The organism is Streptomyces sp. Je 1-332, from assembly GCF_040730185.1.
GTDB lineage: Bacteria > Actinomycetota > Actinomycetes > Streptomycetales > Streptomycetaceae > Streptomyces.
In genome coordinates this window covers 3,963,760-3,990,320 of the sequence record NZ_CP160402.1, presented here as the reverse complement: position 1 = coordinate 3,990,320, position 26,561 = coordinate 3,963,760, and the positions used below count along the sequence as shown (strand labels likewise).

Below are 26,561 nucleotides of genomic sequence, written 5' to 3'. Positions count from 1 at the left end.
GTGGCCGAAACGGATCGCCCGGAGCGCTGGGATCGATCGTCAGGAGCCAAGCACCGGGGTCGATCGTCCGGAGCCAAGCAGCGGGGTCGATCGTCCGGAGCCAAGCAGCGGGGTCGCCCGGAGCCGAGCCCGGGCAACGTCCGGAGCCGAGCACCGGAAACGTCCGGACTCAGGCGCGGGTCTCGGGCAGTACCGGGACGAGCTTGTTCCACCGGGAGATCTCGCATCCGTTGCTGCGGTTGTACGTCGCGTCGACGGGCCGGCCGTGCCACGTTCCGGTGATGTGCGCGGTGGCGGGGCCGCCGTACTGCATGGTGCAGTTCGTGTCGGCGGGCGTGGGCGCGAACGTGTCCCTGCCCCAGGTGCCCTCGTCGAGCCGCGCGCACGCGTCCTGCGCCCGCGGGTGCGTGCCGCCCGCCGGGTGACACTCCAGCTCGAACGTCCCGTCCAGGCCCTCCCCGGCGTCGGTGACCTTCACGGTGAGCCGGTCGGGGGTCGAATCGGTCACCGGCGTCGGCAGGGGAAGGGGGCCCATGTCGGCGTGGGCGACGACGGGTGCGACGGACAGCGCGGCGACGGAGGCGGCGGCGGTGAGGACGAGACGGCGCAGCATGACGGGCTCCACTGGGTGCGGGAACCGGCCGGGGCGTCCGGCCGGGTACGCGGGACACGTACGGCTCTGCCGCGTCTAACGCCGTTGACGCCGTGACGTTGCGGGCGCGGAAAGACGCTTTGCTCTGCGGGCCGCCCGACTAGTACCGTGGAAGCCGCGATTGGTGACACGCCGCCCGGCTGTGTCATCATCTGCACGCACCCCTCGCGTTCGCGCAGGTGTGCAAGCTGGAGGCGTCGCCTAGTCCGGTCTATGGCGCCGCACTGCTAATGCGGTTTGGGACTTAAATCCCATCGAGGGTTCAAATCCCTCCGCCTCCGCTGCAAGATCCCGAAGCCCCGGTCCACTGGACCGGGGCTTCGGGCGTTTCGCCGCCGAGAAGCGCGTTTTCGCAGGTCGCAAGCGGTGTGGCAAACGGATTTCACATGGCGGCGGCGGTCATGTAATGTTCTTCCTGTCGCCGCGAACGGGCCGAAAGGCCGGGGAGCGAAGGCAAACAAAAGAAAAAACAAGCACTCGTAGCTTAACGGATAGAGCATCTGACTACGGATCAGAAGGTTGCAGGTTCGAATCCTGCCGAGTGCACACAGGTGAGAGGCCCCCGGAGATCATCCGGGGGCCTCTTGCGTTGCCCGTACAGCAGCGAAGTACAGCAACCGCCTCAGCCGGTGGCGTCCATCGCGCCGGACAGCTGGTCGAGTGCCGAGCGCACTTCTTCCTCGCTCGCTTCCGCGTAGACCTCCATCGTCATGGCGATCTGCGAGTGCCGAAGGATGCGCTGCGCCACTTTCGGATGCACCTTCAGGGCCACCAGGAGCGAGCTGCACGTGTGCCGAGTGTTCCGCAGCGGGATCACACGGAGACCGGCGCGCCGAGCCCGCAGAGCGAACATCCGGGTCATGTTGCCCGGCTCGATCGGGGTCCCGTACTTCGTGGTGAAGATCAGACCGTGCTTGTCCTGCCAGGCGTCACCGGCAGCGCTACGGTCCCCGGCTTGCTGGCCCCCACGCATCCGCAGAGCCTTGAGGCAGAGCGCGGGCAGGGGCAAGAAGTCGTCCGAGTCCTCGGTCTTGGTCTCCCGGTGCAGGATCTGGCGGCCGGCGCGCTGGATCTGGTGATCCACGTACAACTCGCCAGCATCGAAATCGACGGACTTCCACGTCAGGCCCAGGACCTCACCGCGGCGCAGACCAAGGCAGAGAACCAGCATCCACGCGGCGAACAGGTGATCATCCCGAGCGGCAGCGTCGGTGAGGAACTGGCCGGCTTCGGCGACCGACCACGGCTTGATCCGGCGGCGCCGCGGCTTGGGCACCCTCACCAGGGAAGCGACGTTCCTACTGATCTCCTCTTCGGAGACGGCATGCGTCAGGGCAGCCCGCAGGGCATCGCGGGACGCCTGGATGACCCGGCGGGACGGGTACGCCTCGCAGCAGTCCCCGACCGCGCAACACTTCCGGCGTGCCGGTGCGCGCTTCGCATCCTTGCCCTGAGCACAGCACTGGCAGACCGTCGCCAGCTTGGTCAGCCACTCACGTACGTCCCGGACGGACAGCCGATCCAGCCGCTTCGCCCCGAGGTAGGGAGCGATGTAGAGGCGCACGCAGCCCTCGTACGACACGTACGACAACGGGGCGAGGTTCGGCTTAACGATCGAGTCGAGCCAGTACGTGAGGAAGACGGACACTGTGCGATGCCGAGTGGCGACGGGTCCCTTCTTCGCTTCTGCGTGGAGGTTGAGCCACTTCTCGTGCGTCTCCTCGCGAGTCTTGCCGTAGACGTACTTCCGGGCGCGTGTGCCGTCCGGCTTGGTCACCCAGACGTAGGCCGCGTAGCCGTTCTTGTACGGGTAGATGGAGCCTTCGCCGTTGCCTCGCTTGCCGCTCACGCTGCTTCCTCCTCAGCCAGGCGGGCGCGACGCTCGACGTACTCGTCCACGTAGCGGGGAAGGATGCGACGGCTCCCCCCATCCTTGATGGAACGGATCTCGCCGGTGAGTACCAGCATCTTGGTCTTGGAGAGGCCGTAGCCGAGCATCGCGGCGACCTCCCTGGTCGTGTGCCACTTCGGTTGGATCACTGTCGTCGTCATGCTGCGGCTCCTTCCGGGACGGGTTGGTCTTGTAGGGCTTCGCGTGCGGTTTCGCGGTTGAGCTGGAGATCTCGGGCGATGGAGGCGGCGAGGGCGGATTCGCCGGGGGTGTGGCCGTGGCCGGCGTACTGCCAGGAGGCGAGGACGAGCACGGTGTCGGGTTCGTGGCCGTCGAGGCCGAGAGCTTCGCGTTCTTGGGCGGCTCGGTAATCGGCCCTGATCTGTCGCAGGGTGCCGAGGGTGGTGGAGTAGCGGCGGGACTTGGAGCTGAAGTGGCCGCGGAAGCCGAGCATGTGGGCCCAGGCGATCAGGCGCCGTTCGGGATAGAGGGGGGCGAGGTCGAAGCAGGCTTCGATGAGCCGACGGGGATGCTCGGGCAGGCCGAGGAGGTTTGCGGCTTCGCGGTTGCCGATGCGCCGGTCCACGGTGCCGGTGTTCTCGGCTGCTTTGGTGGCGTACTTGGCGACGTAGGAGGCCACGGCCTGTTCGGTGATCTCAGAGCCGTCTCCGAACGCCTTGATCGGCCGCACATCCAGTTGTCGACCCCAGCGCAGTTGCCAGCCGTACAGATATCCGGCGTCCGGGGAGGGCGGGACGGACACGGTGACGTAGGGGTGCGTCGCGGCGGTGTGGATGGCTTGTGTGAGGAGTTCAGTGGTCGCCCAGGCCGGGGGTGGGGTGTCGGGCCCGTCCGCTCCGTCGATGCGGATCACGGCGTGGAAGTGGACGGCTCCGCGCTTCTGGAATTCGGCGACCTTGCCGTAGGAGAGGCGGGCAGTCTCCTTGAACGTTTTCTGTTTGATGCCGACTTGGGCGGCGATCTCGCGGCGCAGCCGGTTGACGAAACGGTGCCACAGGTCTCCGGCGTGGTTGTTGAAGAGCACAGCGCCGGCGTAGTCGTACGCGCAGGGGTCGAGCGGTGTGCCGAGCTTCGGGTCGTCGTCGCGGTGGGCGGTGCCGCAGCGGCAGGCTCCGTGAGTCGGCTGGTTGTGGACGGCTCCGAACGAGGGTGCGGTGAGGGTGGCAAAGACGCGGGGGCGGTGACGGATGGTGGCGGGGATCTCGTGCCGGGTATCGCCGACGAGTCCGGCACGGATGAGGTGGTAGGTGTCGCCGGCGTAGGTCCAGGCGCAGGCCGGGCAGCGGGAAGCACGGCGGTTGCCGCACGCGATGCGCAGTCGGCCGCCGGGTTCGGTGTCGGTCGAGTAGTGGCGCAGAGTTTCGCCGGTGGTGCGGTCTTTGGTGATGGACCAGCCGGTGAGGTGGATCGGATCGGCGCAGCCGCCAGTTCGTTTGATCTGGTCCTGCCAGCGATCGAAGCGGTCGGAGCCGGCCACCTTCAGCATGTCGCCGAGGGTGGCCCTATCCAGGCCCGCCAAGGTGGCGGTGTCGCTCACGCGGCCACCTCCCACGTCGCCGAGTCGAAGCGGCGGCCACGGGTGGTGCCGGTGCCGTGGCACGCCTTGCAGTGGGCGGTGATGGTGCGCAGGTGGCCGTGCCGGTCACGGCCACCCAGGGTGACCTTGACGGAGCCGAAGCCGTCGCAGTGCCTGCAGACGCGGGCCAGGGCAGGGGTGGGCTGGGTCATGATGCTGTCTTCCTTCCGGATCGCTTGGTTCGGGCGGGAGGCGCGGCACCGGAGCGGACTGGACTTGGTGGTTGAGGCCGCTCCGGGGCCGGTCAACGGGTGCGCTTGGGCTCGCTGTTTACGAGCGAGCGGATGACGAGCGCGACGATGGCGAGCGCACCGGCGGTGATGGCGACCGCCAGGAGCATGGAGACCAGCACTGCGCCGACCACGAGAACGGCCACGGTGCCGCCGACGACCACGGTCGCCAGGGCGCCGGGGGTGAGCTGTACGGCCGGCCGGGCGGCGGTCGTCTGCGGGGCGGGAGTGTGTTGGGCGCAGGCGCACGGGGCACTGATGTGGTGCTGCGGGAAGGTGGCGCCGAGGGTGGTGATGACCGGGATGATCTCTCCGGTGGGGGTCTCGTTGACCGGTACGCGGGGCTGGAACATGAGGTGGATCTCCCTTCCGGGGCGGGTTACTTGATGGTGGGATCGATGGCGGGGGCGAGCAGGCTGTCGGCGAGGAGGTAGCCGCCGAGGAGCAGGACCATGACGAGCCAGAGCGGCGGGCGGGCGAGCTTGATGCCGAGGTAGCCGATGATCGCGAGAGCGAACCAGAGCGGGACGGACATGACCGGGTCTCCCTTGTCTGTGCGGCGGGTCAGTTCTTGATGCGGCAGCGGTGGCCCTTGGCGGCCATGCACACGGCGGAGTAGGTGACGAAGTCCGCCGACCAGCCGCACCGATCAGAGGTGCAGGAGGCGATGTACGCCTTGTCGCCGTCCCGGCCAAGGCCGCGTCCGATCTCTACGGGGCCGTAGGCCATGAGGCGCTGGAACAGGAATCCGTGCGGCATGACGTGGTCTTCCCTTCTGGATCAGGTGAGTTGGGCTGCGATCGCGTCGGCCATCGGGGCGGGGACGCCGAGGCGGGCGCGCAGGGTGTCGAGGTCGATCGGGCTGCCGGTGCGGGCCTGGTGGTCGTCGGCAAGCCGGCGGGCATGCGCTACCAGTGCGGGCGGGGCTTCCACGGCGGGCGCGGGAGCTGCTTCCGGCAGAGCTGCGGCAGGTTCCGCAGCCGGGAGTACTTCGGGCTCCGGGGCCGGTTCGCGCTCACGGGTCACGGCGATCGGCTCGGGCTCCGGGTCCGGAGTGCGGTCGACAGCCGCCGGGGGCGGTGCGGGGCTGTGGGCGAGGAGGGTGCCGCCCAGGAATGCCAGCGCGGGCCATCCGGCCACGCCGAAGCGAAGCCAGCCCGGAGGGTGGGCCAGGTCCAGGAAGCCGGCGGTGGCGACGTTGGCGCCGAGCGAGGCGACCAAGGCGACCAGGAACCAGCACCAGGCCAGCCGCGAGGGTCCGTCACTGCGCAGCCGGCGCCAGGCGGCGACGAGCAGCAGGTCGACGGAGACGGGGTAGGCCCAGGCTTTCCAGCCGGTCTGACCGGCAGCAGCGGCGAGGTCGTGCAGGTGGGCGAAGGACAGTGCTCCGGCGATCACGGCCTGTACGAGCACAGCGTCCGGGCGGATCGGAGTGTTCATGTCGCTTCACCTCCTTCAGGGTTGGGCCGGGGCGGGGCGGGGATCGAGTCCGGCCGCCCAGCCCCGGCGTTTTCAGTCGGTGAGGGCTTGGCCGGTGCCGAAGCAGCCGAGGCAGATGCCGGTCTGTTGGCCGACGACACGTTGCTGGCGGCCGACCCGAACCTTGACGGGGACTTCGCCGGTGCCCTCGCACGGCTTGCACGGCTGGGAGGCAGGCGGGCGAGCCGGGGGTTTCTTGCGGGCCATCGCCGTCACCGCTTCTGGCGTGCGGCGCCTTCGACGTGCAGGCGGGCCTTGGTGACGATCTCTTCCCGGTGCGTGATCGCGCGGCCGGTGACACCGCACGAGCACTGGAAGTTGTAGTAGCCGAAGCCGGCGTCGTAGACCTCGGTCTTGTGCTTCCTGCGCGGCAACCTCATGACGGTTTCCTCTCTGTGATCAGGCATGGAGGGGGTAGGGGCTTGGCGCGAGACGGTCGTGCCGACCGGTGGAGCGAGGGGGAGGATCAGGCGGCTTCGGCGACAGGTTCGAGGGTCGCGGGCGCCTTGAGAGAGTCGAGATCCATGACCGGCTTGAAGCGGGCCAGTTCCGGGATCTCTGGCGTGAGAGCGGCGTGCTTGTTGCAGGCGCTCACGGCTTCGCGCATCGAGGTGTGCGGGGTGCGGATGCGTGTCCACTCGCCGTTGGAGTGGCCGATCACGGCCATGCCGGGGCGATCGTTGGAGATCTGTGTGGCGGCGAACACCGCGTGCGGGGAGACGTCCCCGAAGGCCATCTTGGCCGAAGATTCGTCGTTGACGCGGTGTGCCATCCGGCCGGTGAGCTGGGCGCGGAGCATGGTGATGCCGTCGCCGAGTTCGGAGCCAAAGCGCTGTCCGTAGATGTCGAGGAAGATGCCGGCTGCGCGGCCGAGCTGGGCCAGGCGTACCAGGGCGACGATGATGCGCTCACGACGCTTCTTCTCCGCGGTCGTGGTGAACAGCGCGAGTTCGGCGATCTCGTCAATCGTGACCACCACCGGTACCGGCCGCAGCTTCTCGGGGAGGCCCCAGATGTTCGCGGTGATCTCACCGTCCGGGGTGTCCGCACTGATCCGTTGCTCGCGGCGGATGACCTGGTAGATCGCATCCATGCGGGAGACGAGGGCTTCCAGGAGATCGGCCGCATCGTCCGGGTTGTCGGCCAGTGCGGTGAACCGGCGGGCGAGCGGGGCGATCTCGACGCCTTGCTTGCAGTCGATGCCGACCAACGCGACGTGCTGCGGGGCGAGTTCCTTGATGACCTTGCGTTGGGTGACGGACTTGCCCGAGCCGACCGCCCCGAGGGTGACTGAGTGCGGCACCTGTTTGTAGTCGCGGTAGTGGACCGAGCCGTCCTCACACAGCGCCACCGGCACCCGCAGTTCACGGCGGTCGGTCTTGGCCGGCATCTGCACCAGCCGCAGCACGTCATAGCCGGTCGTGGCGATCTCCATGACGCCGGGTTTGATCTCGCGTGAGGTGACCTGGTGGACGCCGAAGGCGTGCCGCAGCCGGTCGACCGCGGCCGAGTAGTCGAAGGCGTCCTGGCCCGGCAGCATCCGAATCCGCAACCGCAGACCGGTCCGTGTCGGCTTGATCCACAGCAGGCGCGGAACGCGTTGGCGAGGCGTCTGCCAGTTGAACATGCGGGCCATCGCCAGCCGCCACCGTGAGGCCGGCTCGGTCAGGTCACAGGCGTCCATCACGGACGCGTACCGGATGCGGATCTTGATCGTGGCGAAGAGGATGCCGAAGGTCATCCAGTACCAGGCGGGGCGGCGCCACCGAAGCAGCAGCGCCAGCCCGGCAACGACCACGAGCGCGATCGTTAACCACGTCATGATCAGGCCGCCTTCACGCTCTTGGGCGCCCCGACGGTCTGTGCCGTGACCGCGACCGCACGGAAGCTGATGCCGTGCCGCTTCTGGCCGTTGAACTCGTTCTCCCACGGCCGAGCGATCAGCCCGGTGAGGGCGACCGGCGTACCCATCGTCAGCTCACCAGAGATGGCGGACTCACCGACGGTGACCTTGACGACCTCCGCATTGCCGTTCATCACGAACAGCACGTCCAGGGTCATCAGGAACTCGCCGGTCTGCCGGTCGGCCGCACGCTCCTGCGTCTTCTGGTTCGCGTACTTCGGCTGGGGAGGCTGAGCGACCATCAGGGTCGCGCCGACGGTGTCTACGGGGATCTGCTGCATCATGGAACTCCCTTGATTGAGGGGCGGGAGCGGCGGGCTGCTTGGCGGTAGGGCGCCGCTCCTGCGGTGTGTCGCGAAGCTTGAGACAGCTCCACAGGGCTCTTGCGTTCCAAACTGGTGCGCACCAACAGATTGCATCTGGTGCGCACCAGATGTCAACGCTTGCCACTGTCCGACTTCCAACTCGTCTTCTAGCGACACCTCAAGAGAACCGCGATCCTCAACTTGCCGGTAGCCAACAGGGGTTAACGCGGATGCTGTTAACCCGCTGCCGACCTGCACTGATGTGCGGCATGCTTCTGTTAACAGGTGGCGGCGCCAAGTCGAGGGCGGTACAGGTGTCCAACCGGCTACGCGAGATCCGAAAAGCACGAGGCTGGTCACAAGATCGACTGATCCGTGAGGTCGAGTTATTCGCGCATCAGCACGTGCTCGATGTGGCGTCAACGGCGAGCCTGCGCGTCTACGTCTCCGAGTGGGAGAACGGAAAGCGCCAGATCAGCGAGCGATACGCCCACATCCTGCGCCCACTCTTCGGAGTCACCGATGCGGAGCTGTTCGCCACCAACGACGGGATTGCTCCCGTTGCCGAGGCCGGCGGATACGCCGAGCTGATGAGTCGGATCGACTCCGCTCGGAGCGTCAGTACCTCCATGGTGACGACGTTCATGGATCAAACTGAGGTTCTGCGCACCCTCGATCGTCAGATGGGCGCGGCGAAGCTCGTTGACCAAATGACCGGTCATCTAACGGCGCTTGAAGATGCCCTGACCTTCGCCGTGTTGCCTGATGCCCGCCGTCCTGTAGCGCGAGCACTCGCCGGCGCCGCAACTTTGGCAGCCTGGCAGGCCCTCAGTGCCGGGTCAGTCGAACGGGCCTGGCGAAACTACGAGTTAGGAAAGCGCGCAGCGCAGGAAGCCGAAGAACCGATGTATCTGGCTCACGCCACTGCTGAGCAAGCGTATGTGCTGAACGATGGCGGCCGTCCTGAGATGGCGGTCCAACTGGTTCGGGAAGCTCAGCGCCTAGGCAGGGAGCGAACCTCACCACGCCTCCGAGCTTGGCTGTTCGCTGCCGAAGCTGAACTCTGCGCCAAGGCCAACATGCCGGATGACTGCAAACGAGCTTTGGACAGGGCCATCGCCTGCCTTCCGCCGGGAGAGGAAGACCGCGATCCGGACATGCTCAGCATCTTCCTGAACAGCAGTCACCTTGCCCGCTGGCGAGGTAACGCGCTTGCCATGATCGGTGACGGTGACGCTCTCGACAGTCTCTACACCGGGCTCCGGACGACCGATCCGACGTTCGTCCGCGCGACATCCGGAATGCGGTGCGATCTTGCGCAGGCGCACCTTGCCCGCGGGGAGTTCAGTCAGGCTCGGGAGCATCTACAGCAAGCTCGATTGCTGGCGAACCGCACGGGGTCGGTTCGACACCGCCGACGAATCGAGCAACTTACACAGAGGCTGTAGACGGTCCACCAGCACGTGAGGCCAGGACGTGGAGCAGAGCCACCAGCGTGCCCGAGCCCATCAGCTCGTCCCGAGCCATCAGGCCTGGAACGTCCGAGAGCGGCACCCAGGCGACGTGTCCCGCTTCCTCGATATCCGTGGGATCACCGACGTGTGTGGCTCCCCGGCCGACGTAGATCTCATGCGGTGAGTCGACCATGCCCACCATGGGCTGATAGGTGACCACGTGGTCCAGGGACTTCGGACGCCAGCCCGTCTCTTCCTCGAACTCGCGAAGTGCGGTCGCGTGCGGTTCCTCGCCATCGTCCACGATGCCGCCAGGCAACTCCCAACCCCACTTGTCCGGCACGAAGCGATAGCGCCAGAGCATGAGGACGCGGTCCTGGTCATCGATCACGGCAGAGATCGCTACATGGTGCAGTCGCACTACGTGATGCTCGAAGCGCTCAACGCCAGGTGGCTCGACGTCCACGAGGTCCAGCTTCACCCATCGGTTGTCGTAGACCGTGCGCTCACCGTGGATCTGCCAGGATTCGAGGCCCTCAGGGCGTTCGACACTCACGGCACGAACAGGAACGCGGTACGAGCTACGAACGTGTGACTCCAGCACGCCCTCAGCTACGAGCTTCGCCAGCACGACGCGGAGCTGTGTCCGCCCGATCTCCAGTTCCTTCTCAAGAGTGCGCTCAGAGGGCAACTTCGCACCGGGCGGGTACTTCCCCGACGCAACCCACTCGCGAATCGTGCGGTACGCCCGCGCCGACTTCGGCCCCATTCAGGCAGCAACTCCTCAGACCCCTCTGGATGACTGGACCGCACCAGCGTAGCCGTCTGGGTTGACATTCGGACAGGGCCGATGAGGAGCACGCGGACAGAGTTTCCCTACTTCATCAAGGCTCGCTGCGCTCGCGGCCGCCAGAGTCAGCCGCGAGCTTCAACCACCCCTGGCCTGGATCTTCCGTCCCTGGTGACGCGGGAGAAGCCCGCCGGGTACCGCCGCCGCGATCCGACCTAGGGAGGGAAGAAGAACCAGCAGCATCCGTAGGCCCGAGAAGCGCACGCCGAAGAACACCCCCATTAAGACCACCAGGCACGCGCCACCCACCGAAGTCGGGATCGATCCAAGGACCGAGGGGCCGCGCACAGCGCGGGGGCGCCGGCCGGCCGCCGCCCGCCGCTTCCATGTCTACGCCACCAGCTGCGCGCGCCGTCCGTCCGTCGCCCCGGCAGCGGCCAAAACCAAGCACGGAGCCACAGGGGCACAGGGGATTGCCGCACAGCAGGCCACAGAGAGCTTTGTGTTACCGATAAGGCCGGATCGCGGCGGCGGTACCCGGCGGGCAAACCCACTACCTGGGCCGTTGCCCCGTGGCTGGGGCGGTCGGCTCCACGGCTTTACGCAGCCACTTTGGGGCGAGCCTCGAAGATCATGGCCCCAACGTCGTGCTTTAACGGGCAGGTCCACAGACTGCCCGACTCGCCGGAAGCTTAAGGGGCCATGATCACTCGCCCCAAAGCAGCTCCCGCCCAAAGCCGCTCCACCGACCGCGTTCATCTCTGCGAACCATGGCCAGCCAAGGAGTGGAGGGAGAGCCCTTGATCCCAAACTGTGTCAACACGGCTCATGACCCAACGAGGGGGAAATGTACGTTTCGTTCCGACTAGCGACCTGGTCGCTTTATTTAGTTTCTCTCTCGCCGTGCGTAGCGTCTGACCAGGTCTCCCCGTCGCTTCGATACCAGTGAAGACCAGTGAGGACCAGCTAGGACCAGTGGGGGCCAGCGGCTATAGTCTGGGTATTAGTACAGCGAGGTAAATCCTCCGCTGCTACTTCCACAGTAGAAACGTGGCATAGCACTGATCACAAGCGGGCTCCAAGCAGAGTGGCCCGGCTCTGGTCTCTGACCACCAGAACCGGGCCGAAGCGTGGAGTCGTTGAGCGGGTCCGGCCGACTACCTAACGGCCGGGCCCGCTCTGCTTGGCCCTGCCACATCGTCCGGCGTACCGATCTACGTTTGGCGCACTATCGCGCCAGCTGCTCCACACAGCCTGCGAGTGCCGTGATCGCGGAGAGCACTACGACTAGAATCTCGGCCTTCGTGGGGCCGCGTTTCGGGTCGCGCTCCGACTCTTCTGGATCGTCCGGCTTTCGCAGATCTGCCATGTCACACTTCCAGTCCGGTAGTGCTAAACCCCTGGCGTGCGTGGGGTCTTCGGCGCCGAGGGCCGAAGTTCGTGGTGGACCGGAAGTCGACGGCAAAAGCATATAGGTAGGCGCTGACAACACGTGCCTGTCAGGGTCAAGGCGACCTCCGCGAAGGCGACTTAGGGCGCTGTCGCCAGCGTCTCGCCTCGAAGCGGGATGCAGTCCTTGCAGAGCAGCGACCACTACATGGGCGTAGGCAACGAGCAAGTAGTGGACAGACATGAAGGCATCGATCTCACCGCGCGCGCCGTATCGCATCTCCGCGTAGTACTCGGTGTGCCCCGTCAGCACGACGACGTTGTCCACCACGCGGTAGCGCCTGCGGAAGTTGGGTCCCGAGCGAGCATGATGAAGGGCCCCCGACCGATGTTCCTGGTCAGGGGTCTTAAAGCTGTGCGGTGGGTGTGGGACTTGAACCCACGGTGACTCTCGCCAGGATGGTTTTCAAGATCGAGCATGGTGTGGATTGACCGACAGGACTTTTAGACCTCTCGGGACCCACTACTCCCACAAAGCTCAATCCTGTACCGTAAATGTCACGGCAAGTCGTGTACGCCGATCCGCAGCAGCATGCGCCCACGTCGCAAGCAGCACTGACGGTCAAGGCCCTCGGGGCCCACGCTCAACTTCTCGCCCCAGGCATCAGCCTCGATCCGGCGAGTACGTGGGGCTTGCTGAGGTTTGGAAGAGCTATGCCCAAGCAGGGCAACAACTCCCTGAAGCAGAAGGCCCGTCGGCTAGCCCGCTGCGAGTGCATCCCGTACAGCGAAGCGTTGGCGCGTTTGACGACGCCGGCCTATGACTCGGATTGCGCCCCAACCAGCCACAACCAGCTCGTGGCCAATGTGGCGATGTCCAGGGTCAAGCTCGACCGGATGCTCGCCGACATGGTGATGCCGAAGGTGAAGCTCGACCGGATGCTCGCCGACGCGGTGATGCCGAAGGTGAAGCTCGACCGGATGCTCGCCGACGCGGTGATGCCGAAGGTGAAGCTCGACCGGATGCTCGCCGACATGGTGATGCCGAAGGTGAAGCTCGACCGGATGCTCGCCGACATGGTGATGCCGAAGGTGAAGCTCGACCGGATGCTCGCCGACATGGTGATGCCGAAGGTGAAGCTCGACCGGATGCTCGCCGACATGGTGATGCCGAAGGTGAAGCTCGACCGGATGCTCGCCGACATGGTGATGCCGAAGGTGAAGCTCGACCGGATGCTCCCCGACGCGGTGATGCCGAAGGTCAAGCTCGATTCGCCTCTGCGCTAGGAGCCGTACAGCAGCGAAGTACAGCAACCACAGCAACCGGACCCGTCCCGTAGCGCACTCGTAGACCCGAAGTGCGGCCTGTATAGCCGTCACTGACCGTTCTACTTAGAGCTACGGATCAGAAGGTTGCAGGTTCGAATCCTGCCGAGTGCACAGCAGTCCAGAGGCCCCGTGGAGAGATCCACGGGGCCTCTGGCGTTCGGCCGGGCGTTTGGCCTGGCGGTTTCGTGGTCCCGTGGGGGTTGTTCCGTGGGAAGGCGGGGCGCGTCGCAGAGGGTGGAGCGTAGCCTTTTCGATACGGAACGTGGCCGTCTTTCGAGAGCTGTCCGTCTTCGGGGGCGGGGGCTCGGCGATGGAGTACCGGGTGTCTGTGAAGGAATTGCTCGTCGGTCTTGAGAGGGCCGTGGAGCCTGGGGAGCACCGTGTGTGGGCGGTGCGGTGCGCGCGAGCGCTCGGGTTGGACGGGATCGCCGTCTCCCTGCGCTGGGGGGCGGAGCTGGTCTGGTTCAGCGACGAGACCAGCGCGCGGCTGGAAGACGCGCAGTTCACCTTGGGGCAGGGGCCCGGGGTGACGGCGGACTTCAGTGCGGTGCCCTGTCAGGTGCCGGACGTCGGCGCGTACGCGAGTGAGCGGTGGCCGCAGTTCGCCGCCGAGGCCCAGGCCATGGGCGTCGCCGCGGTGTTCGTCTGGCCGGTCAGGACGGGAGCGGCGCGGTTCGGGTCGCTGACCGGTTACCGCAAGGGCCCGGGGCCGCTGACCACGGGGCAGGCGGCGGACGGGCTGCGCGTGGCCGACGCGCTGGCAGGACGTCTGCTGGCCTGGCAGCCGGGCGAGGAGACCTTCCACGATGGGCACGACGGCCACGATGGGCGCGATGAGTCCGGTGGCGCCGGCGTGGTCGATCTGCACTGGGCCGAAGTGCATCAGGCCACGGGCGTCCTCAGCTGTCAGCTCGGTGTGCCGGTGGAGGAGGCGCTGGTCCGTATGCGGGCCCGGGCCTTCGCGTCCGGTCGCCCCCTGACCGAAGCCGCCCGCGAGATTCTCCGGGACCTGCCATCGTGAACCTGCCGTCAGGCGCCGCCCCTTGGAGGGTGCCTTCGCGCCGAGGAGTTGAGGCATGAGCCGAGAACGAAAGATCGCCGAGACCTTTGTAGAACTGGCCGACACCCTGGTCGCGGACTTCGATGTCATCGACTTCCTCCAGCAACTGACCGTCCGCTGCCGCGACATCTTCGCCGTGGCCGACGCGGCGGTCCTGCTCGCCTACCCGGGCCCGCAGCTCTACAGCCCCGCCCCCTGCGACCCCAGCCCCGCCCTGCTCAAGGTGCTCGAGCTGGCGCTGACCGGTGGCCCGGCCCTGGACGCCTACGAGGGCTCCGCCGCCGTCAGCCCCGGTGATCTCTCCCACCCCCGGGTCACCTGGCAGGATTTCAGCAGGCTGGCCCGCGAGGCCGGTTACACCTACGCCAGTGCCGTCCCCATGCGACTGCGCGAGGAGACCATCGGCAGCCTGCTGCTCCTGCGCGGCACGGACAGTCCGCTGCCGGCCGACGACCTCGCCATGGCCCAGGCCTTCGCCGACGCGGCCACGATCGGCCTGCTCCACGCCCGTTCCCTGCGACGCACCGAAACCGTCAACGAACAGCTCAGCGCCGCCCTGCACAGCCGCATCGTCATCGAGCAGGCCAAAGGCTTCCTCGCCGCCCGGCGCAACATCTCCGGGCGACGCCTTCACCGCCATGCGCGGTCACGCCCGCCACCATCGCCTCCTGCTCACCGACGTCGCGCGCCACGTCGTCGCGACCGGCAGCCTCCCCGAACCACCTCTGCCGCCGCCGCGACCCGCGTCCCCTCCCCGACGCCCTGCCGAGGGTGCGGCAACGACGCGCGACGAGTAGGGCCAGGCGGGCCAGGCGGGTGGGGCGGGTCAGGCCGAGGCCTCGACGGTCGTCTCGTCCGTCGGAGCCGTCTGTGGCCGGGTGACGATGTTCTCCGGCTCCCGTACGACGGGGCGGGGCCTGGCCGGCATTCCGAGCAGCGGGTGGGCGACGCCCCAGGCCGCGCCCTTGCAGACCAGTTCCTTGTAGACGGCGGCGAAGCGTCCGGTCAGGGCCGCCTTGACCGCGCGGTCGTCGGCGGTGACGTACTGGATCAGGCCGTTCCTGCGGCCGAGGGAGATGCACTGGTTGAAGTAGCGCATCGGCGTCTTCGGGATCTTTCCGCCGGTCAGGCGGGCCGCGATGGCGTCGGCGGCCTGCCATGCCATCGGGGTGCCGGTGGCGCACGACATCCGCAGCGGCTTGTCGCCGGGGCCCATCGCCATGGCCGCGTCGCCGACCGCGTACACGTCCGGGTGCGAGACCGAGCGCATGGTCCTGTCGACCACGATCTGGCCGCTGTCGGTGACGTCCAGGCCGGTGGCCTCCGCGATCGGGTGGACCGCGAAGCCGGTGGTCCACAGGGTGACCGCGGCCGGGATGGAGGTGCCGTCGGCGGTGGTGACGTGGTCGGCCCGTACGCCGGTGACGGCCGTCTGCTCGTGCGCGGTGATGCCGAGAGCGGCGAAGACCTGCCGCACGTGGCCGCGGCCCTTGGGCGAGAGCCAGTCGCCGAGTCCGCCGCGTGCGGCGATGGCGACGTCGAGGTCCGGGCGTGCCTCGGCGATCTCGGTCGCGGCCTCCAGGCCGGTGAGGCCGCCGCCGACGACGACCACGGTCTCTCCGGCGCCCAGGCCGGCCAGGCGCTCGCGCAGCCGGAGCGCTCCGGGGCGGCTCGCGATCTCGTGGGCGTGCTCGGCGGTGCCGGGGACGCCCTGGGCGTTCCAGCCGCTGCCGAGGGCGTACACGAGGGTGTCGTACGCCAGTTCCTCGGCGCCCTGCGTACCGCTGACGGGGGCGACGGAGACGGTCTTGCGGTCGACGTCGACCTTGGTGACCTTGGCGAGCTTCAGTTCGACGCCGGTGTCCGCGAACATCTCGCTGAAGGGCCGGGGCGTGAGCTCCTGGCCGGCCGTCAGCTGGTGCATCCGGACGCGCTCGACGAAGTCGGGCTCGGGGTTGACGAGAGTGATGGCGACGTCCTCGCGGCGCAGCCGCTTGGCGAGACGCCCGGCGGCGATGGCTCCGGTGTAACCGGCTCCGATGACGACGATGCGGTGCTGCTGCATTTTCCTGCTCCTGTCATCAGCTCTTCAGCGGGTTTCGCCTCTTGAACCGGACAGCCCGGCGATTCCTGACAGGTGCGTGGTGTGAAGCAGCTCACACCCTTGAAGGGCGTGCGGAGGGGTGTCAGAAGGCTTTGAGCAGGGGGTCCCCGTGGTCCGTCGCCGCCCACTGCTGGGTCGCGCGTTCGAGCTTGTCGGGGTTGACCTGATTGCGGAACGCGACGATGCCGTCGGTGGTGATCTCCAGGCACATGACGCCGACGACCCGGCCCTCGACGGCCACCACCACGGCGGGGCCGCCGTTCGCGGTCGTGGCCCAGACGTCCGGGGAGCCGCCGACGTACGCGCGCTTGGCCTCGCTGGGCCTGAACAGGCCCCGCATGAACGTCGCGACCGCGACAGCGCCCTCGAACGCCTTGGCGCGCGCGGGGACCTTGCCGCCGCCGTCGCCGATGGAGATGGCGTCCTGCGTGAGCAGCCGCACGAGCGGCTCGGTCCTGCCGCTGGTGGCGGCCGCGAGGAACTCCTCGACGATCCGCTGGGCCGTGGCCTCGTCGATCTCCGTGCGGGCCTTGCCGTCCGCGACGTGCTTCTTGGCGCGGTGGAAGATCTGCTGGCCCGACGCCTCGGTGATGTCGAGCATCTCGGCGATTTCCCGGTGGGAGTGACCGAAGGCCTCCCGCAGCACGTACACCACTCGTTCGTTGGGCGAGAGGCGCTCCATGAGGGTGAGCACGGCGTACGAGACGGATTCGCGCTGCTCGGCGGTGTCGGCGGGGCCGAGCATCGGGTCCCCGGCGAGCAGGGGCTCGGGCAGCCACTGGCCCACGTAGGTCTCGCGGCGGGCGCGGGCCGAAGTGAGCTGGTTGAGGCAGAGGTTGGTGAGGACCTTCGTCAGCCAGGCCTCGGGGACCTCGATGCGCTCGACGTCGGCGGCCTGCCAGCGCAGGAAGGTGTCCTGGACGGCGTCCTCGGAGTCGCTCGCGGAGCCGAGGAGGCGGTAGGCGATGGCCTCCAGGCGCGGCCTGGCGGCCTCGAACCGCTCGACGTCGTTCATGGTCAGAGCCATGCTTTGGATCCTAGCTCGCAGGCTGCTTCCGGGGTGGGCGTTGCCGCGGGGGCGTTCCCGTGGGGGCGTTGCCCCGGGGGTCTCCGCCGGATACGCCTCCCGTGGGCCGGGGCGCTGGCCACGCGAACAGGGCTCCCGGAAGCGTCACTTGGCGGGGCGCGGCAGGCACGCGCTCGGCACCAGAGGCGCAGAGGAGGGGGCCGGGCTGGGAAGGGCAAGGGGGAGCTTTGGCGGCTCTGCGGTGCCGGTCGGCCCGGAGGTCGTGGGGTCGTGACGATGCCGGTCGGCCCGGAGGCCGTGGAGTCGTGACGATGCCGGTCGGCCGGGGGGCCGGGTTACGCGAGACTGGGGCCATGGAGTGGCGTATCGCGGGGTTGAGCTGGGCGGATGCGGAGCGGCCCGCCCTCGTGTGGGAGCGGGGGGACGTCAGCCCGCTGGTCGTGGGGCGGCGGCTGGGTTTCCGGGCCGTCGGGCGGCGGGAGTGCGTGGGGGCGCGGGGCAATCCCTGTCCGGTGGCCGCTGCCGTGCCGGGGCGGGGGACGCAGGCCCGGTGCGCCGAGTGCGCGCGGCTGGACCGTGCGCACTCGGTGGCCGCCGACACCATCGCCGACGATCCCCGGACCTACCGCGTCTACCTCGCGTGGTTCGGGCCGGGCCTTGTGAAGGTGGGCCTCACCCGCGAGGAACGAGGCCCCGCCCGCCTCCTCGAACAAGGGGCCGTGGCCTACGTCTGGCTGGGGCGGGGCCCCTTGATGGCCGCGCGGCGGGCCGAGGAGCTGTTGCGGGTCGCGCTCGGGGTGCCTGACCGGATCTCGTACGCGAGGAAGCGGGCCGTCAGGGCGGCGCTGCCGGAGGCGGAGGAGCGGCGGCGTGAGTTGGAGCGGACGCACGGCTTCGCCCTCGGGCTCGAAGGCTGGCCCGAATCGCTGGAGCGGCTGTCCCTCGGGGTCGTGGACCACGGGGAGACGTTCGGCCTCGAACGCCTCGCGGGCAACGGCGCCTTCGCGGTCACCGAGCTGGTGGACGGCGGGGTGGTGCGGGGGGATCTGTTGGCGGTGGCCGGTCCGGACATCTGCCTGGCCGACACCGGCCGCCTCATCGTGCTGGACAGCAGGCTGCTGCGGGGGTGGCGGCTTGAGGGGGCGAAGGGGGAGGGGGTGAAGGGGGAGGGGCGTACGACTGTTCCCGTACGGGAGGTTCCTGTGGCCCAGGGGGGTCTGTTCTGAGCGCCCGACTCCTGCGGAATCCTCCGCCACCGCTCGCCGGCCTGGATCGACGGCTCACACCCTCGAACAGCCGCCGGTGCCGCCCGAGTTACGGACGTCTCGCCCATCGGCCGCCACGGACCGACGAACTCGCGCTCCGTGTCCGAACTCGCCTCAGCCGAGGCCGCGGTGGGCGGACCACAGGGTTCCGGCGCGGCCGGCCGCCTCGGCGATCAGAGCTGCCAGTTCTGGTTCGTCGGGTACGGGGAACGACACGTAACCGCCCCGACCACCGGCTACTGGTCGGCCGTACGCCTTCGCTGCCAGGTGGCCGTCCGGGAGAAGTCGGATGGTGACTGTGGTCAGTTGGAACTCGACGTCACGACGAGTGTCCGTCCAGCGGAGCGCCTCAGGGATCGTGACGTTGATCGCCAGAGCACTCACTTCCAGGTCGCTGCTCATGAACGGATGCTCTCACGCGGGGCGCTCGGGCGGCCGGTCAAGTCGACTGCAAGAAAATCCCACTCGTCCGCCGCTTTTCGCGTGCGTTCGTGGGACTTTCCTGCATCGGAGCTGCTCAGCGCAGCCTGAGCCCTCTGCTCTCCGCCACCCGCAGCGCGTCCTGCAGCGCTTCGGCCAACCGCTCGGCCAGGTAACGGAGTTCGCCCTCGGGAGCGTCGGCGAGCATGCCGCGCGCGTACGTGAGCAGCTCGCCGCCCATGCCGAGCTGGACGGACTCCATGGCGTCGGCCACCCGGGACACGGGGCCCGTGGCGTCGCCGATCAGGTAGCAGGGCTTGCCCTCGGGGCCCGGCCAGGGAAGCAGGCGGGCGGGGCTGAAGAGGTCGTCGTCGGCAGTCATCAGGCGACCTCCACGCCGTGGATCCAGTACGGGCCCGGGGTGTCCAACCCGAAGGTGGCCAGGACCAGTTCGCGGAGGCGGCTGTGCTGTTCGTGGGCGGTGAGGTAGGGGCGTACGAGGCGGGTCGCCTCACCGGCCAGGCGGAGCAGGGCGTCGAGGCCGTAGCGGCTGCGGGGGGCTGCCGGTTCGGGGTTCGGTTGCGCTGGCGGTACGGGGGTGGTTGCCGTGGGTACTGGGCGGGGGATCAGGAGGAGTCTCACCCAAGCGGTGAGGCGGCGGATAAGGTCGGGCATGTCGTCAGCTCCTTGCTATGGCTGATGGCCACGCCCCCGGACGGTTGCGCCCGTCGCGGGGGTCTTTGCTTTCGTCACGGTATCGAAGGTTCACCGAGCATGCTAGGGCTAACTGAGCAATCCCATGAATCGCACTGGAGTGCATGGCATGCCCATCATGGCGTGGTGATGGAATTCGCCCCAGACAAGGCTCGCTGGCGCCAAGTGGCCGAGGTGATCCAAAACCGGATTGCGGACGGCACGTATCCCCCGCGCAGCCGTGTGCCGTCCGTCGTGCAACTCATTGCCGAGTTCGGCATCGCCCATGCGACCGCGCACAAAGCGCTCACGGGCCTACGCGCAAAAGGGCTGACCTACACCGAGCCGGGTCTCGGCTCTTTCGTCTCCCCTGCTTCCCGGTCAGAGGGACTCGCTGAGGGCGAGGACACCCAGCCTGTCTGGCGCCAGGTCGCCGCAACCATCACCGCGCGTATCGCCGACGGCAGCTATCCCGTGGGGGCGCGAGTGCCGTCCACACTGGAACTGTCCGCCGAGTTCGAGATCGCGACATCCACGGCTCAGAAGGTGCTTGCCCACCTCAAGAACGAGGGGCTCGTGCGTGCCGAGGTCGGCCTCGGCTCGTTCGTCGCCGAGCGGACCGAGGAGCCTAGCCAGTAGCTCAAGGCCCGGGCGGCTAAAAACCGCGGCGACATCCCAGGCCCGGCAGCAGCCCAGCCCAGGCGGAGCACCCGACCCCAGCGGAGCAACCCACCCCCCAGGAGCCCCCCAAGAGCCCCGGCACCCCACCCCCGTTTCTCAGGGAATTCACAGGTTCCCGCAAGACCCCTCTCAGGGCCGCCCCGCAGGCTCTGTGGCATGACTACGACCTCGCCCCAGGGGCGTACCGAACTGCTCAGGGCGGACGGGAGTCCCGTTCGCGTGCTTGTTGTCGATGACGAGGTGTCGTTGACCGAGCTGCTCTCCATGGCCCTGCGCTACGAGGGCTGGCAGATCCGCAGCGCCGGGGACGGTGCCGGCGCGGTGCGTGCCGCCCGTTCCTTCCGGCCCGATGCCGTCGTGCTCGACATGATGCTGCCCGACATGGACGGCCTCGCCGTCCTCGGGCGGCTGCGGCGTGAGCTGCCCGACGTGCCGGTGCTGTTCCTGACGGCCAAGGACGCCGTCGAGGACCGGATCGCCGGGCTCACCGCCGGGGGCGACGACTACGTCACCAAGCCCTTCAGCCTGGAGGAAGTCGTGGCGCGGCTTCGCGGGCTCATCCGTCGGGCGGGGGCCGCCGACCGGCGCAGTGAGTCGGTTCTCGCCGTGGGGGACCTGACCCTCGACGAGGACAGCCACGAGGTGACGCGGGGCGGGGACTCCATCCACCTCACCGCCACCGAGTTCGAGCTGCTGCGCTTTCTGATGCGCAATCCGCGGCGCGTGCTCAGCAAGGCGCAGATCCTCGACCGCGTGTGGAACTACGACTTCGGGGGCCAGGCCAACGTCGTCGAGCTCTACATCTCGTATCTGCGAAGGAAGATCGACGCCGGGCGTGAGCCGATGATCCACACCCGCCGCGGCGCCGGGTATCTGATCAAGGCCGCCCCGGCGGTCGAGGTGGCCGCCGCCTCATGAGTGGTGAAGCGGTGAAGCGGTGAAGCTGTGAACCGGCGGTCGCAGCCGCGGTCGCTGCGGGCGCGGCTCGTCGTCTCCGCGGTGGCGCTGATCGCCGTCGTCTGCGCGGTGATCGGCACGGTGACGACCATCGCGCTGCGTTCCCATCTGTACGAACAGCTGGACGGCTCGCTCGGCGCCGTGGCCATGCGCGCGTCGGGGCCGATGCTCAAGCCCGGTGAGGGAGAGGGTGAGGGTGGGGGCGAGGGTGTTCCTCGTGGCTTGTCCGAGGGCTCGGATGATCCGCTGCGCTTCGTTTCCAAGGGACCGCAGGAGATCGGCACCATAGGCGCCGTCGTCGAGGACGACGGTTCCGTGGGCCAGGCACTGGTCAGCAAGGACAGCGACAGCGGCGACGTGGCGCCGCGGACCGAGCAGCTCGACGCGGGGCAGTCCGCCGCGCTCGGCTCGGTCCCGCGTGACGGGCACGCCCACAACGTCGACATCCCGGGCCTTGGCGCGTACCGCGTCGAGTACACGACCGGTCCGCACGGCGACTTCCTCGTCGGCATCCCCACCGCCAAGGTGCAGAACACCCTCAACACGCTGATCATCGTCGAGGTCAGCGTCACCGCCGCGGGCCTGGTCGCCGCCTCGCTCGCCGGTGCCGCCATGGTCGGTGTCGCGCTTCGCCCGCTGCGCCGGGTCGCGGCGACCGCGACCCGGGTCTCCGAACTCCCTCTGCACAGCGGCGAAGTGACGCTCTACGAACGCGTTCCGGACGCCGGGTCGAACACCGAGGTCGGGCAGGTGGGCGCCGCGCTCAACCGCATGCTCGACCATGTGCACTCCGCGCTGCACGCGCGCCAGGAGAGCGAGACGCGGGTACGTCAGTTCGTCGCGGACGCCAGCCATGAGCTGCGTACGCCACTGGCGTCGATCCGCGGATACGCCGAACTCACCCGCAGGGGGCGGGAGTCGACCGGCCCCGACACGCGCCACGCGCTCGGCCGGATCGAGTCCGAGGCCCAGCGGATGACCGGGCTCGTGGAGGATCTCCTGCTGCTCGCCCGGCTCGACGAGGGGTGCGGTGGTGGGGCCGCCGACGGCCCGGGGTCCCGACTGCCGCTCTCGTATCAGAGCACTGATCTCTCACCGCTGGTCGTGGACACCGTCAGCGACGCGCGCGCAGCAGGACCCGAGCACATCTGGTCCCTGGAGCTGCCCGACGAGCCCGCGCTCGTCCTCGCCGACGCCGCCCGCCTCCACCAGGTCGTCGTCAATCTCCTCGCCAACGCTCGTACGCACACCCCACCGGGCACGAAGGTCACCGCGCGCGTGCGGCTGGCGGGTCCCGCCCTCTGCCTGGAGGTCGAGGACGACGGCCCCGGCATCGCCCCCGCCCTCCTCCCCCACGTCTTCGAACGCTTCGCCCGCGGCGACGCCTCACGCTCCCGCAACGCCGGGTCCACCGGCCTCGGCCTGGCCCTCGTACAGGCCATCGTCGCGGCGCACGGCGGCGGTGTGACAGTGGACAGCGTGCCGGGACGGACGGTCTTCACGGTGACGTTGCCCACGGACTTCGCGGTGACGTTGCCCACGGACTTCACGGTGACGCCGCCTACGGAATCCGTGCAGGTCAGCGGCTCCGGATGGCACTCACAGGCGGGCCACAGGCTCACCACACAGCCCTGACAGACCACTTGGCGAATGTCGGTGCCATGCAAACCGACTCTTCTCCGGGCGGCGCTTGCTCGGTCCCTCTGCCCGCGCGGGCCCACCTTCCCGCCGGACGGCGCGGCGTGCCCGTCCTGGACATCGTGATCCCCGTCTACAACGAGGAGAAGGACCTGGGGCCGTGCGTGCGGCGCCTGCACGACCACCTCGTCCGCACCTTCCCCTACCCCTTCCGCATCACCATCGCGGACAACGCGTCCACGGACCGCACCCCCGAAGTGGCGGCGCGACTCGCGGCGTCGAGCGAAGAGGTCCGCTGCACGCGGCTCGAGCAGAAGGGGCGCGGGCGCGCCCTGCGCGCCGTGTGGTCCGCCTCGGACGCGCCCGTCCTCGCCTATATGGACGTGGACCTGTCCACCGACCTCAACGCGCTGCTCCCGCTGGTGGCCCCGCTGATCTCCGGGCACTCGGACCTGGCGATCGGCTCCCGGCTCGCGCGCAGCTCGCGCGTGGTGCGCGGCCCCAAGCGCGAGTTCATCTCGCGCTCGTACAACCTCATCCTGCGTGGCTCCCTGCACGCCCGTTTCTCCGACGCCCAGTGCGGGTTCAAGGCGATCAGGGGCGACGTGGCGGGGGTGCTGCTTCCGCTGGTCGAGGACACGGGGTGGTTCTTCGACACGGAGATGCTGGTGCTCGCCGAGCGTGCGGGGCTGCGCATCCACGAGGTGCCGGTCGACTGGGTCGACGACCCGGACTCCACGGTCCACCTGGTCAGGACGGCCACGGACGACCTCAAGGGGGTGTGGCGGGTGGGCAGGGCGCTCGCGGTCGGCGCGCTCCCGCTCGACCGCCTCGCGCGCCCCTTCGGGGACGACCCGCGCGACCGCCAACTGACCGGCGTACCGGGCGGACTCGCGCGCCAGCTGGTCGGCTTCTGCGTCGTCGGCGCGCTCTCCACGCTCTTCTACCTCCTCCTGTACTCCGGCTTCCGTACGTTCTCGGGCTCGCAGGTGGCCAACGCCCTCGCCCTGCTCGTCTCGGCGGTCGCCAACACGGCCGCCAACCGCCGGCTGACCTTCGGGGTGCGCGGCCGGGACCGCGCGATGCGCCACCAGGCACAGGGCCTGGTCGTGTTCGGTATCGGGCTCGCCCTGACCAGCGGTTCGCTCGCCGCGCTCGGCGCCGCGTCGGGCGACCCGGCCCACTCCACGGAACTCGCCGTGCTGATCGCCGCCAACCTCGCGGCGACGGTGCTGCGGTTCCTGCTCCTGCGCGCCTGGGTCTTCCCGGAGCGCCGCTCGGAGGCGGCACCACCGCCCGACGCCTCGTCCTCGTACGAGCTCACCTACGCACACGACCCGAGGAACGCACGATGACGACGACTTCCCACGCGTCCCCACCCGTGCCCGCGCCACCACACGCCCCACCGGGCGCGCGGGCCCACCGGAGCGCGCGCACCCTGCCCGCGCGGCTCTGGCGCGGACGCCCCGACGACCCGCGCTGGGCACGCCCCGCCTTCCTGGGGCTGCTGCTCGCGACCGCGGTCCTCTACTTCTGGAATCTGAGCGCGTCCGGTTACGCCAACTCCTTCTACTCCGCGGCCGTCCAGGCGGGCAGCCAGAGCTGGAAGGCGATGTTCTTCGGCTCGCTCGACGCGGGCAACGCGATCACCGTCGACAAGCCCCCGGCCGCGCTCTGGCCGATGGCCCTTTCCGTACGCGTCTTCGGGCTCAACTCCTGGGCGGTCCTTGCCCCGCAGGTGCTCATGGGGATCGCGACGGTGGGTGTGCTCCATGCCGCCGTACGCCGCCGCTTCAGCCCGGCGGCCGGACTCATCGCCGGCGCCGTGCTCGCGCTGACGCCCGTCGCGGCGCTGATGTTCCGGTTCAACAACCCGGACGCGCTGCTCGCGCTCCTGATGACCGTCACCGTGTACTGCGTCCTGCGCGCCCTGGAGCACGGCCGCACCAAGTGGCTGGTGTGGGCGGGCGTCGCGGTCGGTCTCGCGTTCCTGGCCAAGACGCTGCAGGCGTTCCTGATCCTGCCTCCGCTGGCCGTCCTGTACGCGGTGTGCGCGCCGGTTCGGCTGGGCAGGCGCCTCGGTCAACTCGCCCTCGCCGGGCTCGCGATGGTCGTCGCGGGCGGCTGGTGGGTGGCGATCGTGGAGCTGTGGCCCGCGTCCTCACGCCCGTACATCGGCGGCTCGCAGAACAACTCCTTCCTTGAACTGACCTTCGGCTACAACGGCCTCGGCCGCATCAACGGCGAGGAGACCGGCAGCGTCGGCGGGGGCGGTGGCCCCGGCGGTGGCGGAGGCGGCGGGCAGTGGGGCGAGACCGGGCTCGGGCGGATGTTTGACTCGCAGGTCGGCAGCCAGATCTCCTGGCTGATCCCGGCCGCGCTGATCCTCCTCGTCGGCGGCATCGTCCTCACCTGGAAGGCCCGCAGGACCGACACCGCGCGCTCGGCGTTCGTGGCGTGGGGCGGCGCGCTCCTGATGACGGCGGCCGTCTTCAGCTTCATGGCGGGGATCTTCCACCAGTACTACACGATCGCCCTCGCCCCCTACGTCGCGGCGCTGATCGGCATGGGCGCCACGGTCCTGTGGGAGGAGCGCTCCAAGTGGTGGGCGGGTGCGCTGCTCGGCGTGAGCGTGGCGGTCACCGCGTGGTGGGGGTACGTCCTGCTCGGCCGGACTCCCGACTACGTGCCGTGGCTGCGGTGGGCGGTGCTCGTCGGCGGCCTCGTGGGCGCGCTCGGGGTGCTGCTCGCGGCCAGGCTGGGGCGTCAACTGGCCCTGGCGGCAGTGGTGCTGAGCCTCGCGGCATCCGTGGCGGGGCCGGTCGCGTACACCCTGTCCACCGTGAACAGCGCGCACACCGGCTCGATCGTGACCGCGGGCCCCGCGGCGGCGGGCGGCAGGGGCGGACCTGGCGGCGGCCCCGGTGGGGGTGGCCGGGGCGGAGGCGGTGGGGGGATGCAGCCGCCGGGGCAGCAAGGGCAACAGGGGCAGCCGGGGCAGCAGGGGCAGCCGGGCCAGCAGGGCGGCAATGGCATGCGGCCCCCGGGTCAGCAAGGGCAGCAGGGCCAGCAAGGCCAACAGGGGCAGAAGCAGGGCAACATGCCGGGCGCCGGTGAGCGTGGCCTCCGGGGTGGAGGCGGAGGCGGTGGTATGGGCGGCCTCCTGAACGGCACCCAGGTCAGCAGTGAGGCCAAGAAGCTCCTGGAGAACAACGCCTCGGACTACACCTGGGCCGCGGCTGCCATCGGCTCGCAGAACGCCGCGAGCTACCAACTCTCCACCGGCGAACCGGTGATGGCCATCGGCGGCTTCAACGGCAGCGACCCGTCCCCGACCCTCGCCCAGTTCAAGCAGTACGTCGAGGACGGAAGGATCCACTACTTCATCTCGGGCGGCGGCACGGGCGGCGGCGAGGGCGGCGGCATGGGAGGCGCAGGCGGCAGGGGCGGTGACAGCGGCACCGCGTCCAAGATCACCTCATGGGTGGAGGACACCTTCAAGAAGGAGACGGCCGGCAGCGCGACCTTCTACGACCTGACCCAGCCCAAGAGCTGAGTAGAGCTGAGCTGCGTTGAGCTGAGCTGAGCTGACGCAGCAATCCACCCGACGAGGGGGCCGACCGCCACCAGCGGCCGGCCCCCTTCGCGCGTCGCGCGCATCTCTGCCGAAAACCGCCTTGTACGCCGTACGGGAGAT

At 69.0% G+C, this 26,561-nt stretch carries 28 protein-coding genes, 3 tRNA genes and 1 pseudogene; 13 read left to right on the top strand and 19 right to left on the bottom strand.

Features of this window, described 5'->3' with window-relative positions; all coding sequences use genetic code 11:
* Positions 1–169: 169 nt before the first annotated feature.
* Positions 170–613 carry an SSI family serine proteinase inhibitor gene (locus ABXJ52_RS18045; RefSeq protein ID WP_367043624.1) on the bottom strand — a complete coding sequence of 148 codons (444 nt, stop codon included), beginning with the start codon at positions 611–613 and terminating at the stop codon, positions 170–172.
* Between the two features lie 229 nt (positions 614–842).
* Here ABXJ52_RS18045 and ABXJ52_RS18040 point away from each other — a divergent pair.
* Positions 843–933 (top strand) — tRNA-Ser (locus ABXJ52_RS18040).
* Positions 934–1,125: 192 nt separating this feature from the next.
* Positions 1,126–1,198: transfer RNA gene (locus ABXJ52_RS18035), tRNA-Arg, on the top strand.
* A gap of 76 nt (positions 1,199–1,274) precedes the next feature.
* Here ABXJ52_RS18035 and ABXJ52_RS18030 read toward each other — a convergent pair.
* From ABXJ52_RS18030 to ABXJ52_RS17980, 11 genes are all read right to left on the bottom strand, one after another.
* A complete protein-coding gene (locus ABXJ52_RS18030; RefSeq protein WP_367043623.1) occupies positions 1,275–2,501 on the bottom strand; it encodes a tyrosine-type recombinase/integrase in 1,227 nt (408 codons plus the stop codon).
* Positions 2,498–2,704: a helix-turn-helix domain-containing protein gene (locus ABXJ52_RS18025; RefSeq protein WP_367043622.1), complete on the bottom strand. Its 207-nt coding sequence runs from the start codon at positions 2,702–2,704 to the stop codon at positions 2,498–2,500. The genes ABXJ52_RS18030 and ABXJ52_RS18025 overlap by 4 nt, the downstream gene beginning before the upstream one ends.
* On the bottom strand, positions 2,701–4,101 hold the full coding sequence (gene repSA, locus ABXJ52_RS18020; protein ID WP_367043621.1) for a replication initiator protein RepSA: 1,401 nt from the start codon (positions 4,099–4,101) through the stop codon (positions 2,701–2,703). The genes ABXJ52_RS18025 and repSA overlap by 4 nt, the downstream gene beginning before the upstream one ends.
* Complete coding sequence (locus ABXJ52_RS18015) at positions 4,098–4,292, bottom strand: hypothetical protein (RefSeq protein ID WP_367043620.1); 195 nt, start codon at positions 4,290–4,292, stop codon at positions 4,098–4,100. The genes repSA and ABXJ52_RS18015 overlap by 4 nt, the downstream gene beginning before the upstream one ends.
* A 92-nt stretch (positions 4,293–4,384) precedes the next feature.
* Positions 4,385–4,723 (bottom strand): SpdD-like protein, encoded by a 339-nt coding sequence (locus tag ABXJ52_RS18010; RefSeq protein WP_367043619.1) that lies wholly within the window; start codon positions 4,721–4,723, stop codon positions 4,385–4,387.
* A 26-nt stretch (positions 4,724–4,749) separates the two neighbouring features.
* Positions 4,750–4,905 (bottom strand): hypothetical protein, encoded by a 156-nt coding sequence (locus ABXJ52_RS18005; RefSeq protein ID WP_367043618.1) that lies wholly within the window; start codon positions 4,903–4,905, stop codon positions 4,750–4,752.
* Positions 4,906–4,934: 29 nt separating this feature from the next.
* Complete coding sequence (locus ABXJ52_RS18000; RefSeq protein ID WP_367043617.1) at positions 4,935–5,129, bottom strand: mobile element transfer protein; 195 nt, start codon at positions 5,127–5,129, stop codon at positions 4,935–4,937.
* 21 nt (positions 5,130–5,150) lie between these two features.
* A complete protein-coding gene (locus tag ABXJ52_RS17995) occupies positions 5,151–5,810 on the bottom strand; it encodes a DUF2637 domain-containing protein (protein ID WP_367043616.1) in 660 nt (219 codons plus the stop codon).
* A 251-nt stretch (positions 5,811–6,061) separates the two neighbouring features.
* Positions 6,062–6,229, bottom strand: coding sequence for a hypothetical protein (locus ABXJ52_RS17990; RefSeq protein WP_367043615.1), 168 nt, complete (start codon positions 6,227–6,229; stop codon positions 6,062–6,064).
* 86 nt (positions 6,230–6,315) lie between these two features.
* The gene (locus tag ABXJ52_RS17985) at positions 6,316–7,671 is read right to left on the bottom strand and encodes an FtsK/SpoIIIE domain-containing protein (RefSeq protein ID WP_367043614.1); all 1,356 of its coding nucleotides are present in this window, start codon (positions 7,669–7,671) and stop codon (positions 6,316–6,318) included.
* Between the two features lie 2 nt (positions 7,672–7,673).
* Positions 7,674–8,033: a hypothetical protein gene (locus ABXJ52_RS17980; protein ID WP_367049111.1), complete on the bottom strand. Its 360-nt coding sequence runs from the start codon at positions 8,031–8,033 to the stop codon at positions 7,674–7,676.
* A gap of 338 nt (positions 8,034–8,371) precedes the next feature.
* On the opposite strand from ABXJ52_RS17980, the gene ABXJ52_RS17975 reads away from it, so the two are divergent.
* Positions 8,372–9,505 (top strand): helix-turn-helix transcriptional regulator, encoded by a 1,134-nt coding sequence (locus ABXJ52_RS17975; RefSeq protein WP_367049110.1) that lies wholly within the window; start codon positions 8,372–8,374, stop codon positions 9,503–9,505.
* Here the strand turns inward: ABXJ52_RS17975 and ABXJ52_RS17970 are convergent.
* The gene (locus ABXJ52_RS17970; protein ID WP_367043613.1) at positions 9,489–10,280 is read right to left on the bottom strand and encodes an NUDIX domain-containing protein; all 792 of its coding nucleotides are present in this window, start codon (positions 10,278–10,280) and stop codon (positions 9,489–9,491) included. The genes ABXJ52_RS17975 and ABXJ52_RS17970 overlap by 17 nt on opposite strands.
* Positions 10,281–11,529: 1,249 nt before the next feature.
* Positions 11,530–11,670: a hypothetical protein gene (locus ABXJ52_RS17965; protein WP_367043612.1), complete on the bottom strand. Its 141-nt coding sequence runs from the start codon at positions 11,668–11,670 to the stop codon at positions 11,530–11,532.
* A gap of 575 nt (positions 11,671–12,245) precedes the next feature.
* Between ABXJ52_RS17965 and ABXJ52_RS17960 the strand changes: the two genes are divergently transcribed.
* From ABXJ52_RS17960 to ABXJ52_RS17945, 4 genes and pseudogenes are all read left to right on the top strand, one after another.
* Complete coding sequence (locus ABXJ52_RS17960; RefSeq protein ID WP_367043611.1) at positions 12,246–12,977, top strand: hypothetical protein; 732 nt, start codon at positions 12,246–12,248, stop codon at positions 12,975–12,977.
* Positions 12,978–13,031: 54 nt separating this feature from the next.
* Positions 13,032–13,130 (top strand) — tRNA-OTHER (locus ABXJ52_RS17955).
* A 151-nt stretch (positions 13,131–13,281) separates the two neighbouring features.
* The gene (locus ABXJ52_RS17950) at positions 13,282–14,040 is read left to right on the top strand and encodes an ANTAR domain-containing protein (RefSeq protein WP_367043610.1); all 759 of its coding nucleotides are present in this window, start codon (positions 13,282–13,284) and stop codon (positions 14,038–14,040) included.
* Between the two features lie 55 nt (positions 14,041–14,095).
* A pseudogene (locus ABXJ52_RS17945) lies at positions 14,096–14,512 on the top strand (transcriptional regulator); the annotation flags it as partial.
* Between the two features lie 393 nt (positions 14,513–14,905).
* On the opposite strand, the gene ABXJ52_RS17940 reads toward ABXJ52_RS17945, so the two are convergent.
* Both ABXJ52_RS17940 and sigJ read right to left on the bottom strand, forming a co-directional pair.
* On the bottom strand, positions 14,906–16,144 hold the full coding sequence (locus ABXJ52_RS17940; protein WP_367043609.1) for an FAD-dependent oxidoreductase: 1,239 nt from the start codon (positions 16,142–16,144) through the stop codon (positions 14,906–14,908).
* A 121-nt stretch (positions 16,145–16,265) separates the two neighbouring features.
* On the bottom strand, positions 16,266–17,210 hold the full coding sequence (gene sigJ, locus ABXJ52_RS17935) for an RNA polymerase sigma factor SigJ (protein WP_367043608.1): 945 nt from the start codon (positions 17,208–17,210) through the stop codon (positions 16,266–16,268).
* Between the two features lie 353 nt (positions 17,211–17,563).
* On the opposite strand from sigJ, the gene ABXJ52_RS17930 reads away from it, so the two are divergent.
* On the top strand, positions 17,564–18,436 hold the full coding sequence (locus ABXJ52_RS17930) for a DUF2797 domain-containing protein (protein WP_367043607.1): 873 nt from the start codon (positions 17,564–17,566) through the stop codon (positions 18,434–18,436).
* A 153-nt stretch (positions 18,437–18,589) separates the two neighbouring features.
* Here the strand turns inward: ABXJ52_RS17930 and ABXJ52_RS17925 are convergent, their stop codons facing one another.
* From ABXJ52_RS17925 to ABXJ52_RS17915, 3 genes are all read right to left on the bottom strand, one after another.
* The gene (locus ABXJ52_RS17925; protein ID WP_367043606.1) at positions 18,590–18,877 is read right to left on the bottom strand and encodes a hypothetical protein; all 288 of its coding nucleotides are present in this window, start codon (positions 18,875–18,877) and stop codon (positions 18,590–18,592) included.
* 115 nt (positions 18,878–18,992) lie between these two features.
* Positions 18,993–19,277, bottom strand: a complete 285-nt coding sequence (locus ABXJ52_RS17920) for a hypothetical protein (protein ID WP_367043605.1) — start codon at positions 19,275–19,277, stop codon at positions 18,993–18,995.
* Entirely contained in the window at positions 19,277–19,570 is a 294-nt protein-coding gene (locus tag ABXJ52_RS17915; RefSeq protein WP_367043604.1) for a hypothetical protein, read from the bottom strand. Before ABXJ52_RS17915 ends, ABXJ52_RS17920 begins: the two co-directional genes overlap by 1 nt.
* Positions 19,571–19,738: 168 nt before the next feature.
* On the opposite strand from ABXJ52_RS17915, the gene ABXJ52_RS17910 reads away from it, so the two are divergent.
* The 5 genes from ABXJ52_RS17910 to ABXJ52_RS17890 all read left to right on the top strand — a co-directional run bounded on the left by ABXJ52_RS17910 (position 19,739) and on the right by ABXJ52_RS17890 (position 26,420).
* Positions 19,739–20,227 (top strand): winged helix-turn-helix domain-containing protein, encoded by a 489-nt coding sequence (locus tag ABXJ52_RS17910; protein WP_367049108.1) that lies wholly within the window; start codon positions 19,739–19,741, stop codon positions 20,225–20,227.
* Positions 20,228–20,425: 198 nt separating this feature from the next.
* Complete coding sequence (locus ABXJ52_RS17905) at positions 20,426–21,187, top strand: response regulator transcription factor (protein WP_367043603.1); 762 nt, start codon at positions 20,426–20,428, stop codon at positions 21,185–21,187.
* A 27-nt stretch (positions 21,188–21,214) separates the two neighbouring features.
* The gene (locus ABXJ52_RS17900) at positions 21,215–22,861 is read left to right on the top strand and encodes a HAMP domain-containing sensor histidine kinase (protein WP_367043602.1); all 1,647 of its coding nucleotides are present in this window, start codon (positions 21,215–21,217) and stop codon (positions 22,859–22,861) included.
* Positions 22,862–22,887: 26 nt separating this feature from the next.
* Positions 22,888–24,219 (top strand): bifunctional glycosyltransferase family 2/GtrA family protein, encoded by a 1,332-nt coding sequence (locus ABXJ52_RS17895; RefSeq protein WP_367043601.1) that lies wholly within the window; start codon positions 22,888–22,890, stop codon positions 24,217–24,219.
* On the top strand, positions 24,216–26,420 hold the full coding sequence (locus ABXJ52_RS17890; protein ID WP_367043600.1) for a glycosyltransferase family 39 protein: 2,205 nt from the start codon (positions 24,216–24,218) through the stop codon (positions 26,418–26,420). Before ABXJ52_RS17895 ends, ABXJ52_RS17890 begins: the two co-directional genes overlap by 4 nt.
* Positions 26,421–26,561 lie beyond the last annotated feature (141 nt).

What these genes read in the sequence shown, in the direction of transcription:
- ABXJ52_RS18000 (WP_367043617.1), bottom strand. Translation starts at nt 5,129, where the DNA reads ATGCCGCACGGATTCCTGTTCCAGCGCCTCATGGCCTACGGCCCCGTA.
- ABXJ52_RS17965 (WP_367043612.1), bottom strand. Translation starts at nt 11,670, where the DNA reads ATGGCAGATCTGCGAAAGCCGGACGATCCAGAAGAGTCGGAGCGCGAC.
- ABXJ52_RS17980 (WP_367049111.1), bottom strand. Translation starts at nt 8,033, where the DNA reads ATGCAGCAGATCCCCGTAGACACCGTCGGCGCGACCCTGATGGTCGCT.
- ABXJ52_RS17930 (WP_367043607.1), top strand. Translation starts at nt 17,564, where the DNA reads ATGGAGTGGCGTATCGCGGGGTTGAGCTGGGCGGATGCGGAGCGGCCC.
- ABXJ52_RS17990 (WP_367043615.1), bottom strand. Translation starts at nt 6,229, where the DNA reads ATGAGGTTGCCGCGCAGGAAGCACAAGACCGAGGTCTACGACGCCGGC.
- ABXJ52_RS17925 (WP_367043606.1), bottom strand. Translation starts at nt 18,877, where the DNA reads ATGAGCAGCGACCTGGAAGTGAGTGCTCTGGCGATCAACGTCACGATC.
- ABXJ52_RS17905 (WP_367043603.1), top strand. Translation starts at nt 20,426, where the DNA reads ATGACTACGACCTCGCCCCAGGGGCGTACCGAACTGCTCAGGGCGGAC.
- ABXJ52_RS17995 (WP_367043616.1), bottom strand. Translation starts at nt 5,810, where the DNA reads ATGAACACTCCGATCCGCCCGGACGCTGTGCTCGTACAGGCCGTGATC.
- ABXJ52_RS17915 (WP_367043604.1), bottom strand. Translation starts at nt 19,570, where the DNA reads ATGCCCGACCTTATCCGCCGCCTCACCGCTTGGGTGAGACTCCTCCTG.
- ABXJ52_RS17895 (WP_367043601.1), top strand. Translation starts at nt 22,888, where the DNA reads ATGCAAACCGACTCTTCTCCGGGCGGCGCTTGCTCGGTCCCTCTGCCC.
- ABXJ52_RS18025 (WP_367043622.1), bottom strand. Translation starts at nt 2,704, where the DNA reads ATGACGACGACAGTGATCCAACCGAAGTGGCACACGACCAGGGAGGTC.
- ABXJ52_RS17960 (WP_367043611.1), top strand. Translation starts at nt 12,246, where the DNA reads ATGTCACGGCAAGTCGTGTACGCCGATCCGCAGCAGCATGCGCCCACG.
- ABXJ52_RS17910 (WP_367049108.1), top strand. Translation starts at nt 19,739, where the DNA reads ATGGAATTCGCCCCAGACAAGGCTCGCTGGCGCCAAGTGGCCGAGGTG.
- ABXJ52_RS18005 (WP_367043618.1), bottom strand. Translation starts at nt 4,905, where the DNA reads ATGTCCGTCCCGCTCTGGTTCGCTCTCGCGATCATCGGCTACCTCGGC.
- ABXJ52_RS17970 (WP_367043613.1), bottom strand. Translation starts at nt 10,280, where the DNA reads ATGGGGCCGAAGTCGGCGCGGGCGTACCGCACGATTCGCGAGTGGGTT.
- ABXJ52_RS17985 (WP_367043614.1), bottom strand. Translation starts at nt 7,671, where the DNA reads ATGACGTGGTTAACGATCGCGCTCGTGGTCGTTGCCGGGCTGGCGCTG.
- ABXJ52_RS18015 (WP_367043620.1), bottom strand. Translation starts at nt 4,292, where the DNA reads ATGACCCAGCCCACCCCTGCCCTGGCCCGCGTCTGCAGGCACTGCGAC.
- sigJ (WP_367043608.1), bottom strand. Translation starts at nt 17,210, where the DNA reads ATGGCTCTGACCATGAACGACGTCGAGCGGTTCGAGGCCGCCAGGCCG.
- ABXJ52_RS17940 (WP_367043609.1), bottom strand. Translation starts at nt 16,144, where the DNA reads ATGCAGCAGCACCGCATCGTCGTCATCGGAGCCGGTTACACCGGAGCC.
- ABXJ52_RS17890 (WP_367043600.1), top strand. Translation starts at nt 24,216, where the DNA reads ATGACGACGACTTCCCACGCGTCCCCACCCGTGCCCGCGCCACCACAC.
- ABXJ52_RS17920 (WP_367043605.1), bottom strand. Translation starts at nt 19,277, where the DNA reads ATGACTGCCGACGACGACCTCTTCAGCCCCGCCCGCCTGCTTCCCTGG.
- ABXJ52_RS18010 (WP_367043619.1), bottom strand. Translation starts at nt 4,723, where the DNA reads ATGTTCCAGCCCCGCGTACCGGTCAACGAGACCCCCACCGGAGAGATC.
- ABXJ52_RS18045 (WP_367043624.1), bottom strand. Translation starts at nt 613, where the DNA reads ATGCTGCGCCGTCTCGTCCTCACCGCCGCCGCCTCCGTCGCCGCGCTG.